14 protein-coding genes and 1 pseudogene are annotated in these 16575 nt (G+C 41.3%); 9 read left to right on the forward strand and 6 right to left on the reverse strand.

Annotation, left to right across the window (positions count from 1 at the left end; genetic code table 11):
• Window positions 1–85 precede the first annotated feature (85 nt).
• The 9 genes from gloA to ACLFKQ_RS13450 all read left to right on the forward strand — a co-directional run bounded on the left by gloA (window position 86) and on the right by ACLFKQ_RS13450 (window position 9082).
• Window positions 86–514: a lactoylglutathione lyase gene (gene gloA / locus ACLFKQ_RS13410; RefSeq protein WP_449000356.1), complete on the forward strand. Its 429-nt coding sequence runs from the start codon at window positions 86–88 to the stop codon at window positions 512–514.
• A gap of 148 nt (window positions 515–662) precedes the next feature.
• Window positions 663–1931, forward strand: coding sequence for a glucosylglycerol 3-phosphatase (stpA, locus tag ACLFKQ_RS13415; protein WP_449000281.1), 1269 nt, complete (start codon window positions 663–665; stop codon window positions 1929–1931).
• Between the two features lie 110 nt (window positions 1932–2041).
• Window positions 2042–2575 carry a methylmalonic aciduria and homocystinuria type D protein gene (locus tag ACLFKQ_RS13420; RefSeq protein ID WP_449000282.1) on the forward strand — a complete coding sequence of 178 codons (534 nt, stop codon included), beginning with the start codon at window positions 2042–2044 and terminating at the stop codon, window positions 2573–2575.
• Between the two features lie 190 nt (window positions 2576–2765).
• Window positions 2766–3833, forward strand: a complete 1068-nt coding sequence (locus ACLFKQ_RS13425) for an ion channel (RefSeq protein ID WP_449000283.1) — start codon at window positions 2766–2768, stop codon at window positions 3831–3833.
• A 12-nt stretch (window positions 3834–3845) separates the two neighbouring features.
• Window positions 3846–4439 carry a DUF421 domain-containing protein gene (locus ACLFKQ_RS13430; RefSeq protein ID WP_449000284.1) on the forward strand — a complete coding sequence of 198 codons (594 nt, stop codon included), beginning with the start codon at window positions 3846–3848 and terminating at the stop codon, window positions 4437–4439.
• Between the two features lie 101 nt (window positions 4440–4540).
• Window positions 4541–5218 (forward strand): antibiotic biosynthesis monooxygenase family protein, encoded by a 678-nt coding sequence (locus ACLFKQ_RS13435; protein ID WP_449000285.1) that lies wholly within the window; start codon window positions 4541–4543, stop codon window positions 5216–5218.
• A 174-nt stretch (window positions 5219–5392) separates the two neighbouring features.
• A complete protein-coding gene (gltX, locus tag ACLFKQ_RS13440) occupies window positions 5393–6847 on the forward strand; it encodes a glutamate--tRNA ligase (RefSeq protein WP_449000286.1) in 1455 nt (484 codons plus the stop codon).
• 369 nt (window positions 6848–7216) lie between these two features.
• The gene (locus ACLFKQ_RS13445) at window positions 7217–7723 is read left to right on the forward strand and encodes a hypothetical protein (RefSeq protein ID WP_449000287.1); all 507 of its coding nucleotides are present in this window, start codon (window positions 7217–7219) and stop codon (window positions 7721–7723) included.
• Between the two features lie 63 nt (window positions 7724–7786).
• On the forward strand, window positions 7787–9082 hold the full coding sequence (locus ACLFKQ_RS13450; RefSeq protein WP_449000288.1) for a homoserine dehydrogenase: 1296 nt from the start codon (window positions 7787–7789) through the stop codon (window positions 9080–9082).
• Window positions 9083–9231: 149 nt separating this feature from the next.
• Here ACLFKQ_RS13450 and ACLFKQ_RS13455 read toward each other — a convergent pair whose 3' ends face one another.
• The 6 genes and pseudogenes from ACLFKQ_RS13455 to ACLFKQ_RS13480 form a co-directional block, all read right to left on the reverse strand.
• The gene (locus tag ACLFKQ_RS13455; protein WP_449000289.1) at window positions 9232–10410 is read right to left on the reverse strand and encodes a glycerophosphodiester phosphodiesterase family protein; all 1179 of its coding nucleotides are present in this window, start codon (window positions 10408–10410) and stop codon (window positions 9232–9234) included.
• Window positions 10401–10946, reverse strand: a complete 546-nt coding sequence (locus ACLFKQ_RS13460; protein ID WP_449000290.1) for a hypothetical protein — start codon at window positions 10944–10946, stop codon at window positions 10401–10403. The genes ACLFKQ_RS13455 and ACLFKQ_RS13460 overlap by 10 nt, the downstream gene beginning before the upstream one ends.
• Before the next feature lie 124 nt (window positions 10947–11070).
• On the reverse strand, window positions 11071–11721 hold the full coding sequence (locus ACLFKQ_RS13465) for a pentapeptide repeat-containing protein (RefSeq protein ID WP_449000291.1): 651 nt from the start codon (window positions 11719–11721) through the stop codon (window positions 11071–11073).
• Between the two features lie 93 nt (window positions 11722–11814).
• A pseudogene (locus ACLFKQ_RS13470) lies at window positions 11815–11919 on the reverse strand (pentapeptide repeat-containing protein); the annotation flags it as partial.
• A gap of 412 nt (window positions 11920–12331) precedes the next feature.
• Entirely contained in the window at window positions 12332–12517 is a 186-nt protein-coding gene (locus tag ACLFKQ_RS13475) for a hypothetical protein (protein WP_449000292.1), read from the reverse strand.
• 176 nt (window positions 12518–12693) lie between these two features.
• On the reverse strand, window positions 12694–15609 hold the full coding sequence (locus ACLFKQ_RS13480; protein ID WP_449000293.1) for an esterase-like activity of phytase family protein: 2916 nt from the start codon (window positions 15607–15609) through the stop codon (window positions 12694–12696).
• Between the last annotated feature and the right edge of the window lie 966 nt (window positions 15610–16575).

Raw genomic sequence — 16575 nt, forward strand, 5'->3', positions numbered from 1 at the left:
TTGCAGCTAAATTGCTTTTATTATTATTTACGATAGCCTATAAACATAAAAAAATAGTAAATTTTTGGAGTTAGAAACAATCGCCATGAGAATGCTACATACGATGCTCAGAGTTGGCAATCTAGAAAAATCAATTAAGTTTTACTGCGATGTTTTGGGTATGAAACTCTTGCGCCAAAAAGACTATCCTGGCGGTAAATTCACTTTGGCTTTTGTCGGCTATGGTGATGAATCTACCCATCCTGCGATCGAACTTACTTATAACTGGGGCGTAGATAAATACGACCTGGGCGATGCTTACGGACACATCGCGCTAGGAGTAGATGACATTTACGGCACTTGCGAAAAAATTAAATCCCTGGGTGGCAAAGTCAGTCGCGAACCAGGACCGATGAAACACGGCAGCACTGTCATCGCTTTTGTTGAAGATCCTAATGGCTACAAAGTCGAATTGATTCAGCTAGGAACTCAAGGTTCGGCTAAAAAAGAGGAACTAGCCGAGCAAACTGCATAAGTTAGGCATTAGGTTAGTGGTTAGTGGTTAGTAGGTAATTGTTAACGCTACTAAACTACTAACTACAACATTCGCATTTAACAGATTAACCCTTGTAAGGTAGATTTGAGGGAGAGCGATCGTGCAGAAATCTTAAATATTTACAATCATGTCTGTTGCCAACACTTCCTTAGATCAACTCACTCTATCTCTAGAACACGCAGCTTTAGCCCAACTACTGGCTCAACGAGAAAACATTTTAATTATTCAGGATCTCGATGGCGTGTGTATGGGTTTGGTGAAAGACCCGTTAACTAGAGTTGTCGAAGCAAGATATTTAGAGGCAACCACAGCTTTCGATGGTCATTTTTTCGTTTTAACTAACGGCGAGCATATCGGCAAAAGAGGTGTAAATCTCATTGTCGAAAAAACCTTTGGAACTCCTGAAATTGCCAAACGACAGGGTTTGTATTTACCAGGCTTAGCGGCTGGCGGCGTACAGTGGCAAGATCGTTATGGTAACGTGACTCATCCAGGGGTCAGTGATGCAGAAATGGATTTCTTGGCTGCAGTTCCCCAAAAGCTCGCTACTCATTTAAAGCAAATACTGGTCGAAGAAAGATACGGTTTAGCAACCAGTCAGATACAATCGTGGGTTGAGGCAGCAGTGTTGGATAATCAAGTATCTCCTACGGCTAACCTCAATGTCTTCTACGAAGCTCTCTCTGCTGAAAACTATCGCCAACTGCAACGAGAAGTACAAAGTATAGTAGAAAAACTATTGCATGAAGCACGACAGCAAGGTCTGGGAGATTCTTTTTTCGTTCATTATGCTCCCAATTTAGGAAGAGACGAAGAAGGCAAAGAAATTATTCGCTGGGCAAATGGCGAAGATTCGGGAACGACCGATTTTCAATTTATGCTGCGGGGTGCAATTAAGGAAGTGGGAGTACTGGTTGTCTTAAACCATTACTATCATTTACGCACTGGTAATTATCCTTTGGGCAAGGATTTTAACGCTCGACAAGCTCCTCACCAGCAGTCAGAATTGATCGAGATCGTGCGAGAAAACTTCGATCCGCAAATTATGCCTACCATAGTTGGCGTAGGGGATACGGTGACTAGCGTTGCTGAAGAAAAAGACGGAGAACTTACATTCGGACGAGGTGGCAGCGATCGCGGCTTTTTAGAATTGATTCAATTAATAGGTCGCGAATTCGAACGGGGCAACGTTATTGTTTATGTCGATAGTAGTGCTGGGGAGGTAAAAAACCGCAAACCATTGAAATTAAAAACCGAACCAGAGTTAAAAGTCATCGAAGGACCTGGAGATATTCGCGATACCAGCGATCCGCTTACTCTCAACGTCGTTTTTCCCCAAGGACATCTACAATATATTGACGTGTTTACTAAAGCCGCACGACAGAGACGCAGTTGACGATGGAGTAGGGGTAAGAGGGTGCCGGGGTGCAGAGGTGCTGGAGAGCAAGTTAGGTCTGACTTATTCCCCTCCGCTTCCAATACTTTCTACTTTAGAAGACAGATATAATGTCATCGCAACCAGATTTAAATCTAATCGAGCCTACTGATACGGCAGTTGAAATTTACCTTCGTCGTCCCAGTCAATTTATCATCGACAATCAGAAGCAACTTTTGCCTACTTGGGATCGACCAGTTGGCCAGGTGATTTTGGTTTTACAACAGTCTCGTTTGTCTTTAGAACGCTCCGACGAAGCAGTTGCCCAAGAAAAAGACAGACTGCGAGAACGGTTTTTTCGCTTTGGCTGTAGTTTGGTTTTTCTGTTGCGCGATCGCAACTTACTCAGCGATTTGTTCGATCCGCGTAATGGCTATCCGTTGATTTCTCGTCAAGGAGATGTAACTCTAAATGACACTGCCGCGATCGAAGCTTTGTTAGGATTTGAAGTAACCGACTGTGGAGATTGTGCTCTAATTACTCATCCCTACTGGGGTAGTGGGGTCTATCCTGCAACTATCGTAACTATTGCCAGTTTTCCAGCGATCGAATCTATTTTAAATGAAGTTATTGCTTCTTTGGGATGGAGAGCGCGTAGTAATTAGTCTTTTGGTTAAGGTGCGATCGCTTCATACTGCAATTGCCTTGTTACCTATTTACTCAAACCTTTTGCTCGATCGCATTAATAAATCGTTTATGAATCTGGGGATAGAGAGAGAAATTCAGCATCTTACCTATACTAATAGCTAGCGAACATTAAGCCATAGCGAGTTTTTACACCGATTGAGAACTGATATGTCAGTTTTGATAATAATTTTGGGGCTAGCAATTTTAGCTATTGTTACTTTTGATGTCTTGATGACTACTCTAACTCTTAAAGGTGGAGGTCCTTTGACCAGTAGGCTCTCAGCTAGATTGTGGCAGTTAGTTCTTAAAATCGATCGTTACAATTTTCGTCATCGTTTGCTGGCTAGCCTCGGCTGGTTGCTTTTATCTAGCATAGTTATCATCTGGAACTTGTTAACTTGGGCTGGATGGTCTTTGGTTTTTTGCTCCTATAAAAATGCCATAATCAACACTACTGACAAAATGCCCGCCGATATTCTCGACCGGCTCTATTTTACCGCCTATACCCTTACGACTTTGGGCAGAGGAGATTACCGACCGGAAGGGGTAATCTGGAATTTGTTTACGGCAATAGCTTCGGCTAATGGCTTTTTTATCGTCACGCTTTCTATTGCCTATTTATCTCCCGTAGTGTCGGCAGCTACGGACAAACGCGCTTTTGCTATTTACGTTTCTTCTCTAGGTGGAACTGGAGATGAAATTTTAACTAGAGCCTGGAATGGTCAAGATTTCGGTCAGTTAGACCAGCATCTCATCGCGATCGCGCCGACGATCGCTAAATTAGGAGAGCAGCATTTATCCTATCCGATTTTGCATTACTTTCATAGTACGGAGCGATCGCGCTCCGCATCTTTAAGTCTAGTAGCATTAGATGAAGCTTTGACTTTATTGCAATATGGAGTGGCTAGTTCTTTTCAATTCGATTTTGCTGCTTTGGGGACAGCTCGTCGCGCCAGTGCCGCATTTACTAAAACACTGACTTCTGTCTATTTAGAACCCGCTACAGACGAACCGCCTCTGCCATCTTTAGATTTATTAAGAGCTAAAGGTATTCCTACCGTGAGCGACTCAGAGTTTTTAGCAGCCACTAAACGGATCGTAAAAAGACGAAAGCTGTTGCTCGCTTTCATACGCAATGACGGTTGGACTTGGGAGGCTGTAGCCTCTACCAGGACTACCAATCGCTCGAGCAATTTAGATGATGAAACTTTAATTGATGAAGTAATGCTGCACTAGAGAAAATAAATTATGTTTGAGTCGTTGTACGGTTGGGTCGATTTGGCTTTGGGATTAAATGTAGATGCCCAGAAGTTAAATATTTGGCAGATGGGACTAAGAGCAGTAGTAATTTACATTACTGCTTTTATCATGGTAAGAATAGCTGGCGATCGCCGTTTTATTGGCAAGTATGCCGCAATTGACGTGGTTTTAGGTATTATTCTCGGTTCTACTCTCAGTCGCGCTATTAATGGTACATCGGCTTTTTTTCCTTCAATCGGAGCGGGTTTGGTTTTGGTGGCAATACATTGGCTGTTTGCTGCTTCGGCTTTCCATATTCCTAATTTGGAGGAGTTAATTAAAGGGCGGTCGCGAGTTTTAGTTAGAGACGGGCGAATGTGCGATCGAGCCATGCAGCAAAGTCACATTACCCAAAAAGATTTACAATCAGTTTTGCGACTTAAAGCTAAAACAAATCAAATTGAGAGAATTGAAGTTGCTCGTCTAGAAAGTAGTGGTGAAATTAGTTTTCGTTCACGATCTGGTTCGCCTAGAATTGTGGAATTTGAGGTACAGCCAGGGGTGCAAACAGTACGTATTGAGATTAGCAAACTTTCAGAATGAGAATAAGAGATTAGAAGTTTATGGAGCGGAGTAATATCAAGTCGGATTAATTGCCCCTAATAAAAACTTAGGCTAACCTTTGATGCAGCAGAAAATATATTATGGTTGTTCAACACAAGAAAAGGGGATATAGTTCGATGGCAACAATTGCTACCAACAATGAAGTCGTTACCGTAATCGTTATTTTTACAGTCGAACCAGATCGACAGCAAGAACTGATAGATGCGATCGCAGAATTTTTAGAGACAGTCAAGCAACAACCTGGTTTTGTTTCTGCCAATATTCATCAAAGCATCGACGGCACAAAAGTTGCTAACTATGCCCAGTGGCAAAGCCAAGCAGACTATCAAAACTTTACTAAGAACAACGAAGTACAGGCAAAAGCAGGCAAACTTAGAGAATTTAATGCATCACCAGATATCCATGTTTATGAAGTAGTTATTTCTGAGTCCAAAGAAGGAACGCCTAAAATTAAACAAGGGCAGTACATAATTCATTTTGCCGAATTTCGGATGCCACCTGAGAATCAACCGCGCATGATTGAACTGGCAAAAGAAAACGTCGTTAAAGCAATGGAGTTACCAGGACTGATTTCTGCTAATTTTCATCGTAGTCTCGATGGCATTCGTGTAATTAATTATGGACAATGGCTAGATCGAGAAGCTATCGAAAATCTCAAAAAACAGCCAGGATTTGGCGGAGACTCTGAATATTGGTCGGGTGTTGCCGAAAACGAACACCATCTCTACGAGGTTGTTTTGACCATACCTGAAGATTAAAAGAAATTGATGGAATTTTCTTGGTAAAACTCGCCCTACAATGCACTAAGAGAATCCTACGATACTTATCTTGAGAAACCGCTAATCTCTAAAACATCACTCATCGTCGCCCGAGATCTCGTTAAAATAAAAAGCTGCACTAAATAAAAATATATTAAATTCAAGAGGTATTCTGTGGCTGTTAGAGTAAGAATTGCACCTTCCCCCACGGGAAATTTGCATATCGGTACGGCGAGGACGGCGGTGTTTAACTGGCTATTTGCCCGTCACCATCAAGGTACATTTATTTTAAGAATTGAAGATACTGATAAAGCGCGATCGCGCGACGAATTTACTGAAAACATTAAATCGGGTTTAACTTGGCTGGGTTTAAACTGGGATGAAGGACCTTTTTTCCAAACCCAAAGACTCGATAAGTACCAACAGGCGGTACAAACTTTACTCGAGCGAGGTTTAGCTTATCCCTGTTATTGTTCTGCCCAAGAGCTAAACGAGATGCGCGAAACTCGCAAAGCTAAGGGACTCGCTCCCGGCTACGATAACCGCCATCGCAATCTAACTACAGAAGAAATAGAGGCTTTTGAAGCCGAGGGGCGCAAACCCGTAATTCGCTTTATTATCGACGAAGCCCGCACTATTATTTGGGAGGATGCAGTTAGAGGTAAGGTTACTTGGAAAGGCGGTGACTTGGGAGGCGACATGGTAATCGCCCGTGCTGCCGAACAAGATGAGGAACCCTTCGGTCAGGCACTATATAATCTGGCGGTAGTGGTAGACGATATCGATATGCAAATAACTCACGTTATTCGCGGAGAAGACCATATCGCCAATACTGCCAAACAAATATTGCTTTACGAAGCGTTAGAGGCGACTGTGCCACAATTTGCCCACACGCCGTTAATTCTCAATGAAGACGGACGCAAGCTTTCTAAGCGAGATGGGGTAACTTCGATCGATGAATTTCGCAAACTGGGTTTCTTACCCGAAGCCATGGTCAACTATATGATTTTGTTGGGCTGGACTTTTCCCGACTCTACCAAAGAAATTTTTACTCTCGACGAAGCGGCTAAGGAGTTCGATCTCAAACGAATTAATAAAGCGGGAGCAAAGTTTGACTGGAATAAACTAGATTGGATTAACACTCAGTATCTCCATCAGATACCCGTAGATAGGTTAGTCGATCTGCTCGTACCCTATTGGCAGGATGCGGGGTTTGAAGTCGATAAAGTCGATCGCCCTTGGTTAGAGAGTTTGACCGAAATGACCGCCCCGACTCTAACTCGTCTGACTGACGTAATTAAAGAAACCAAAATCTTTTTTGTCGAATCTGTAGAATACGGTGCAGAAGCAACGGAGTTGTTGCAGCAAGAAGGTGTCCCTCAGATACTTCAAGCAGTCTTAGAGGCGATCGCCAACAACAGTCAGTTAGAAGAAGCTGATGCTAAAGGCATTATCAAACAGGTAACTAAAAACCAAAAAGTTAAAAAAGGTCTAGTAATGCGATCGCTCAGAGCAGCTTTGACGGGAGAATTACAAGGTCCCGACTTAATTCAATCTTGGCTGTTACTCAATCGCCGCGAATTAGATCGGCTGCGCCTACAGCAGGCTTTAGAGAAAATAGCAGCATAAAAGATTTAAACTTATCTCATGTTTGAATGAGTCTGTAGGGAATGTTCGTAGTCAGTAGTTAATTGTCGATTGCATAATTCAACCGGCAATTAACAGCCTGGATAAGAAATCGGCTTTTGCAGTTGCCGTCTGTAAAATTTTTTAGCACTCGGAGGAAATTGCCAAAGGTGCAAATTGGCGAGCTTTCCTCAACCGCCAACAAAGTGGTTCGTTTACGCACTATTAAAGCGGAAATAAGCTTATTTATAATTGGAACTACTTACTTGCTAACAGCGTCTAGCAATAAATAGTAAATTACAAGTAAATTGTAAACTAAATTTATACTTAGCCATCATTTAGCAAAGTGCGATCGCAGGCGCGGTCTGTAATATGAAATCATCGATCGATCTATTGAGGAACGGACATCATCTATTTAGGAAGTTTTATTGGATATTATTTATCGGCTTGACACTCGGTTACGGTAATTCAGCATTAGCACAGAGCAGAATTGAGAAGATAATTATAGACCGTCAATTTATTTCTAGTCCGATGACCATCCAAGGGGTTAGCGGTGGTAACTCTGCCGCCGTAGAAGTAGTTAGAACCGAAAATACGGCTACGGGATATTGCGACGGTTTTGTCCATCGTCAACCAAATCATATCTTTAAACTCAATTCTTTTTTTGATTTTTTAAAAGTAGAAGTAGAAAGTCGGGCGGATACAACGATTTTAATCAAAGGTCCTGGTGGCGTTTGGTGTAACGATGATGCCGAAACTGCCAATCCCGTAATTGAAGGACAGTGGCAACCAGGAATTTATGAAGTCTGGATTGGTTCCTATCAACAAAACGTCAACAACAACTACCGGATCAAAATCACGGGGGGCAATTCTCCATAGCCAATCTTACCCATTACCGCTAATCTAGATAAAGTTACATTACACTCAGGAATATAAGTAACTGTGGCTTTCAAGATTGGCTTGCTAGGATTTGGTACCGTCGGTACGGGGACGGCTGAAATACTGCTTAATACTGCTGGACGCAATACCCTGTTAAACGAAATTGAAATTGCACGGATAGGAGTGCGATCGCTCGATAAACCGCGACAGGTTGAGCTACCATCGGGAACTTTAACCACAGACTTAGAAGCCATCGTTGGCGATCCCGACATCGATATCGTGGTGGAATTGTTAGGAGGACTAGAACCGGCGCGATCGCTGATTCTGCAAGCTATAGCCAACGGCAAACACATCGTCACTGCCAACAAAGCTGTTATCGCTCGTTATGGAGATGAAATCTACACCGCAGCTAATCAAGCGGGGATATACGTGTTGCTAGAAGCGGCTGTCGGTGGCGGGATCCCAATAGTCAAACCACTCAAGCAATCCTTGGGAGTCAACCGCATTCAAAGCATTATCGGTATCGTTAACGGCACTACCAATTATATTTTGACTCAAATGTCAGCAGTAGGGGCAGATTTTGAAGCGGTGCTAGCTGAAGCACAAAAACTCGGCTACGCCGAAGCCGATCCTACTGCCGATGTCGATGGTTGGGATGCTGCCGATAAGATTGCCATTTTAGCTTCTATCGCTTTTGGCGGCAGAATTAATCGAGAAGATATTCTTTGTGAAGGTATCCGTAAGATAAACGCTACGGATATTAACTATGCCGATAGTTTGGGTTTTGTTATCAAGCTCTTGGCGATCGCTAAAACTAATCCCGAACCAGATTGCTCGTTACAGATAAGAGTTCATCCAACTTTGATTCCCAAAACTCATCCTCTAGCTAATGTCAATGAAGTTTACAATGCAGTCTTAGTGCAAGGAGAACCTTTGGGACAAGTAATGTTTTTTGGTCCTGGTGCGGGGAAAGGTGCGACTGCTAGTGCGGTAGTATCAGATATTATGAATATCGTCGGCATTCTTAAAAGCAGCGGCAAGAGTGCAACTCTCGATCCCTTGCTCAGTTGTTCTCATCAAGATTTCTGTACTATCACTCCAACTGAAGCGATCGCAACTCGGTTTTATGCCCGTTTTCTCTGTCGAGATGTTCCCGGGGTGATCGGACATTTGGGTACTTGTTTTGGCAAACACAACGTCAGTTTAGAATCGGTAGTGCAAATTGGCTTTCGAGATGAACTAGCCGAAGTTGTGGTAGTTACTCACGATGTGAGGGAAGGAGATTTCCGAGAAGCTTTAGCTGAAATTAAAAATTCTGAGGCGATTGATAGTATCCCCAGTATTCTGCGAGTACTGTAGGGATAAACGTTGAAGCAGTGCGGTCTTGGGTGCTTCTCCCATGAGGAGACAAGGACTCGGAGCTTGTATCCGAGTAGTGAGTGCCGTCAACTGCTGAACCCGAAGGGCGGTTTGCCCTGTGGTATGAAGGCAATTCGCAAATAATCCTGTCAGAGAATAATGCGGTCGCCAACCTGTTTCAAAGTATCGGGAAAGTCGCCAATCAAACCATCTACCCCCAATTCAATCAATTTTTCCGCTTCTGCTTGCGGAGTCTGCACCGTTCCATTTTGATTGAGAGTTAAATATGGTTCTTCATTGCGTAAAGTGTAAACGTTGACTTTTAAACCTGCCTGGTGAGCTAAATCTATCAGAGGAAAAATTTCTCCCGTTAGCTGAGTGGTAATTTGGCTATTGCTATTAACCGGTTTGTCTAAACTTTTACATAACAGAATGCTGTTTTTCCAGGGATTAACCGCTTCGGCATAGGTACTGATAAATTCGTAAAATGCTGATAGTGAAAGTAGTTTGCCATAATTGGTTGCTGGATGGCGATCGCCTAAATTTATTAAATCACAGTAAATTCTTTGCAGGTCTTTTTTAGTCAAACTAGAATTGTTGAGGTTAATAACCAGGTCGTAAGGTAGAGAAAAGTTAGGACTATTATTTTCAATAGTCGCAGCGACAAGCTGATGTAAGGGAAGATCGATTCCTGCATCGGGTAGAATGTGTTTTTTTAGATCGATTAGCGGCGCGATTTCAAAAGCCTGAATGATATTTTGTTCGCGCTTAGTAAAATTTTCTTCAACCAGAACTCGTACTATCGCTTTTTCGACATTTAAACCGATATTGTTGAAATAACTATTATGTTTTAGTTCGTGAACGATACCAACTGCTTTTCCTGTAGTAGCTTGAAAATCTTTTACTAAATTAATAACTTCTGTCAGAGTGGGAATTGACCAAAGATCGTCAAACTCTTTACTACGTTCGGCAATAGGCTGTCTGGCTTTAAGTTTTTTTATTTCTTCGAGAGTAAAGTCTTCGGCAAAAAAGCCAGTAACTCTTACGCCATCAATGATTTTGGTAGTCTGGCGATCGCGATATTCGGTATAGTCACAAATATTAGTAGTATGATTTAACAACGGTTCGTGACGGATAATCGGCACTCCGTCTTTAGTCATTACTACATCAGTTTCGATAAAATCTGCACCTCGTTCTAAAGCCAGGTGAAAACCAGCTAGGGTATGTTCGGGAAGCAAACCGCTAGCACCCCGATGCGCGATAATAATTGGTTTTTGATCGTCGAGAGTGTTAAATCGATCTCTTTGAAAACTGTTATTTATCCCCATTGCGAGAAAAATGCAACCTGTTCTTTATGTTCTGGACATTGAACGATGTAACCCATACCGACATCAACCCAAATAAAAGGTATGTTGTCATCAGAAGCAAATTCAAAGATAAATTGATTCATGACGCGATCGCAAGTAGGACAGTTTGGATATTCAATATCCTGTACCCAATGGGGATATCCAGCTAATTTATCTTTTCTGGGTGGATACATTGCCGATTTATCCAATAGAGTATGTACGATCCAGGCTCTCTGACTCGCTTTATAATATTCCTCCATTTTTGGATCGTACTTATAACTATTAAGTTCGGATTTATCGATATCTGTTGCTTGTAAAATAACTTTTAGTTCGCTCTCATCTAAAGTAATTCCTGCTAGTTCGGCTTCTTGCCAATCGGGATAATCTTCTATTTCTTGCCAGCCAATAATTGTTTTTACGGGAAAATCTCCTGATGCTAATTTATCCCCACAATCATCATCTTGAATTTCTGGCGTTTCGTATTGTTCTGGCTTATCGGTAGGATGAATAATTCTCACTAAGTTGAATGGAAGAAACTTTGACCACTCTTGTCTTTTTATTTGACTAGGAGGAACATTTTGAGCAAAGTTAGACAAAGAAAACTTTAACGCCTTATCAGCCCTTGTTCGATTGCAATTATCATTAGTTAGTACAGTAAAAAAGCTGTAAAATACCACTGCCAAATTCACCATTTAAATTTTTGGGAAATTCATCCAAATTTAGCTGTAGGAAAAAGCAGAGCGGATTATTACAGCAACTACAAACAGGATATGATTCGTTTTTGTTTAGCCAAGGTTTACCAGCAAACTTAGAAGCATTCGATCCTCTATCTTCTCTAACGGTAATTGGTAAATAGGCTTTTCTTTTTACAGGATTTAGCTTTTCCGTAATTAAATCTAATGCAGGATTTATTTCAATATCGCCATCTGGCATAATCGTCCAACAAAAAATAGTTTGGTAGCGATTGGTATTTACTAAGGTTGCACTCGTCAAATTTGCTTGACTGAGATTTGCTTCCGATAAATTAGCACCCGTCAAGTTAGCACCCGTTAAATTTGCTCCTCTAAAATCTGCTTTTCTCAAATCTGCATTAGTTAGATCGGCATTAGTTAAATTAGCATTATTTAAATAGACTTTTCTTAAATTTGCTCCCTTTAAATTCGCTCCTTCGAGATTGGCATCTCTCAACGACGCAGGTATCAATACTTCAGTTTTATATCTACGGTAAAGTTCCGATTCGGTTAATTTAGCCAACTCTGGAGACAAGGTTTCGGAAATATTTGCAATTCCCATATCGATTATTTTGGCATAATCGATACTTTTATCTTCGCAAAAGTTTGTTTGTTCTAAATTGGCTTGGCTGAGATTAATTCTTTGTAAATCTGAGCCAGTAAGTTGTGCTTTACTGAGATTTGCCCCTGCTAAATTACAATCAACTAAACTAACTCTATCTAAAGTCGAACGACTTAAATTAATTTGCGGCAGGTCTATAGCAACTAATTTATCTGTTTAGTTCACTAAAATCTCGCTCACCTGCTTTGTATCTGTTTAAAAGTTCTTTAAAATTCATAATACGATCGCGCCAGAGTAAAAATATTAAAACAATTGTACTATTAGTCAGCTTGATTGTCATTTATAGCGACTGAGAAGTGCTGTAATTAATAGGAATCTTGAATTAGAGCGATCGCCTTATTTTTAATAACATTCTCTTTAGTCATATTTTTCAATTCATCGCGACTATAAGCACCGCCAAAAGCTTCATAAGCGGCTTCATCTAAAGCATCTTCATAAGCTTAGTCGAGCATTTCTATAATATTTCATCAGTTGAGGCATAATAACCGATAAAACGCCGTCTTTTATTAGTTTTTTGGATGTATTTCAGCGAATTTTTTATCGATCGCTCTCAGGAAGAAGTGCTTCTTTGCTCGGCATTTTGTTTGATTAAATGAATTAACAAGACAACTAAATAACTGTAGATTTTGTTTAACTTGTCATCTTTGGACATCTCTTCCAATTCGTCGATGATTGCCAGCGCACCTTGATAATCCTCGGTTTCAATCCTGGCTCTAAGCTCTTGTAATTCGTACATATACCTAACAAAGCTTGGCGATTAATATGTTCTGTAAATCTTGTAACTTACTTCTATCTTACTTGCGATCGCTGATAGGAATGTTATTGAGTTGGCGCGATCGCACAAAAAAAAGCGAGTGTTATAACTCGCCTCATTTATGTTAATCGGATTGTTAAAATTCCTAGTACCTAAATTTAAGCAAAAACAAAGTTGTCTTCGTTAGCAATAAAGCTAGCAGGAGCGTTAGTCACAATTGCTAAATCATTGCCGTTGGCAGAAATCAGCGCACCAGCATCGGTTTGGGTAAAAGCAAGGTCATCGTAACCAATACCTAAACCAGCGATACCAAAAACATCTTCATCAGCAGTAAAATCGGTAATAGTGTTAGGAGATTCGGGATATTCAGCATTGGCGATCCAGAATTGGTCAGAACCTAAGTTGCCAGTAATGACGTTATCGCCGCCACCAAGAGCAAAAAAGCGATCGTCTCCTTCTACTCCAAAAACGCGATCGCCAGATCCCAAGATGATGTCGTCATTGCCTTCACCAGCAAAAATCAAATTGCCTCCTTCGCTTTGAGTTAAATCTAGGAGATCGTCACCTTCACCAGTTAAGACTTGAGTGTTGCTAACGGCAAAATCGACATCAGCTTCAAACATATCGTTTTCAGCCGTACCGAATACTTTGGGAAGTTCTTCTGTCGGATCGGGTGTGGTAACATCGCCGCCAAGTTCGGGAGCGAGATCTAGGGGTTTTTCTAAATCTAATAAGATAACTTCGTTATTGTCGATACCTTCTTCCCTACCCATTGAGAAAGGATAGTTGTTGTCGTTAGCGACTAAGATAGTGTCCTCGTCAACTACTACCACGTCTTCGATAGTTACGAAAGGGAAAGAGAAAGTAGTCTCGCCGTCATCGTTTAAGTCATTGGGATCGGCAATGTTGAGGAGATCGACAACTTCTTCTTTAGCGACAAAACCTTCTTCGTCTACCTCAGAAATATCTATTTTGAAGATTTTTTTGAATTCAGCTTCTTCACCTTGGTTGTTATCCCGTTCGATAACTAAAAACTCGTTTTCGTTGATAGGAGTAAAGTCACCGATGGGGTGAGAGTCTTCGGTGGGATAGTAGCCAACTAACTCATCGCTGTACTCGCCGCTTTCGGGATCGAATTCATAGATCCGTAAAGCATTTTCAGGATCGCCTAATACTGGACCTTCGAGTAGAGGATAGAGAGTAGTGTTATCGGGACTAAACGCCATCCCTTCAAAACCTTGAGAGCGATTGAGGTTGGCTAGCTCGTCTTCTTCTAGATAGGGATTTTGAGGCGATTTGACGTATTCAGCGACGATCGCATCTCTAACTTTATCGCCAGTGCCTGGGAAGTCGGTAAAGAAACCATCGGCACCGATTTGAATTAACTGCTCTATCTCTCCTTCAGGTGTCTGTGGCGTACCGTCTGCTTCTAAGGTTAAAAACTGTTCTTCGTTGCGCAGGGTGTAGGGATGAACCTGTAAACCAGCAGCGTGAGCGTCCTCGATAAAAGAAGTGATTTCGCCAGTTAGCTGAGTAGTGATTTCGGCTTCGCCATCGTCGTTACCATCAACGGGTTCGTCTAGTGTCTCTCTCAGGAGAATATTATTTTTCCAAGGACCTGCACCTTCAGCATATAGTTCGGAAATAACCCGCAAAAATTCTGCACTATCGAGATCGCGATAGGTGGTGTCTTCAGATAAACCATTTTCTACCGCCGCTAATAATTCTCGACCGTAAATTTCCGCTAAGTCGTTACCTCGTTCGAGATTGTAGCGAATGTCATAGGGAACGGAAAAACCTTCTTCGGGACTGGCTTCTTCAGTAGCATTACCATAAAGCTGAACTAAAGGTAGATCCCCCAAACCCGCTTCATTCAACATTTCTTGCAGTTCGATTAGGTTTTGGAACTCAAATGATTGAATGAAGATTCGTTCTGGATCGGTAAATCCCGTTTCTTGTAGAGTCTCAATTAGAGGCTCTTCGAGCGATAAACCCTGAAGATCGAAGAAGGTAGGATGTTTGGTTTCGGGATAGATCCCGACTTCAACTCCTGTATCTGCTTCGACTTCCTGTACTAGTTCGATGACTTCTTGAAAAGTCGGAATTTCAAAAGCTTCGTTAAACTCCTGGGAACGATAATCTCGCGGTTGTACTGCCCGTATCTGTTTGATTTCTTCTAGGGTAAAATCTTCAGCAAACCAGCCACCTACAAGGGTGCCATCGAGATCTTTAACAGTCAGGCGATCGGCAAATTGTGGTAGTTCAGAGACATTGGTAGTATTGGCAGTGCCACTGCTGAGAATTGGATTACCATCATCGTCGAACTGAATATTACCATCCTCATCTAATTCCACCTGCGCCAAGGTGGGTTCGTGACGGGCAATCAAAACTCCATCTTTCGTGCTTACTAGATCGGGTTCGATAAAGTCCGCACCTTGAGCGATCGCCACACGATAGGCTTCTAAGGTATGTTCGGGTAATAGTCCACTTGCGCCACGATGACCGATAACTATCGGTTCTTGTCCATTGAGAGTGTCGAGTCGAGGAATGTTGGGAGTAGAAATAGGTGCTTCGAGTAGGGTGCCGCTTTGGTCGAAGTGCAGCAAATACGGACCGAATTCATCACCGATCCAAATCTCGCCATTACTATCGAAGACAAAAGACTCGATATCGAAGTCGCCTCCAGTAAGTAGACGGTCTTCACTATCTTCGTTGACAATATCAAAAGGAATCAAATTATTGGGGTCGGATAGCTGTACGAAGTCTTGCACTTCTACACTACCGTCTCCATTTTCTATGCCAGCAAAGTCTGGATTTACTTGATAGATGCGTAACAAGTAATCGGTACTATTTTCCTGAGCACCAAAGCCATTGTCCGATAAAAACCATAGTGCCCCACTATTATCGGGTGCGAACTGTACGCCGCTGAAACCTTGTACGGGCTGTCCGTCAAATGGACCCATGCGTCCGTTAGCTTCTATCGGATTACCTTCTCCGTCATCTGCGCCAGATGGAGGTCCTTCGGCAAAAGTGTCGGCAGGAAGGGAGGCAAAACCAATTAGTTCGGTAGTCATATTTAACTTTTACTTAACCTGAGAACAAATTAGAATTCAGCGTTTAGATTAGTGCTGTTTTTCACTTAGTTATAATTTCACGATCTGGTTAAGAGCTGACTATGAACCTATTAACAAATAATCAAAACAAAAGTTCGTTATTTATTTAATTTTTGATTCGGGCTTCATTGAAAAATAAATTGATATTAGCGAGTGCGTTAAAAATTTTAATAACTTTAAAATAAAAATAACTAAAAGTTAGTTTTGTGCTTAATTTTACCTAGTTCTATAACGCGACCCACGATCGGAATAAATGAGTGAAGCAAAATAACAACACCAAAGCTAAGACTTACATTAGTGGTTTTAAATTATTACTACTAACTACTATTAAATTTGTCAGATCTACTTATTCGTGTTCTTTTACCTGAGCTTTGTGAGGTAGAATTCTCACTAATCCATAAACTCATGTATAAAAAATAACTTACACCCCTCTTTGTTCGATCACTTTGGTATTTAAATTAACAAACAGTAGTTTAAATAGTTTAGTTGTTATCTACCTAGCCGAACCAACTTGTTTATTTATTTCTTTTGACAGAGTCATTACTAATAATTGTTAAATATTATGAAGTGCAAAGAGTTAAATTGGGAGTAGTTCCAAGTAACCAATCAAAAATGTCGATCGCTGTGTGGAGCAAAAGTAACTAGAATGAAAGCATAATATTGTATTTGATCGAACATAAACATTATTTTCGTTTTGGCGATCGAGCATGATATAGCTTCTAAATTAAATGCTAGATAGCAAAGTTTATAACGATTTAAAAGATAAGAAAGACTCTCATCGAGTAAGGTAAATTAGAGCCAATTAAAACACTTACGCTTAATATTGATACCAAATGAGAAGCGGCTAGATCGAGAAATAGTCAAGCTAATTTTGAGATGCAATTTCTGCATGACATATTGACTAAGACGATGAGAGCGTATTATTTC

It is taken from the genome of Myxosarcina sp. GI1(2024) (assembly GCF_053543375.1).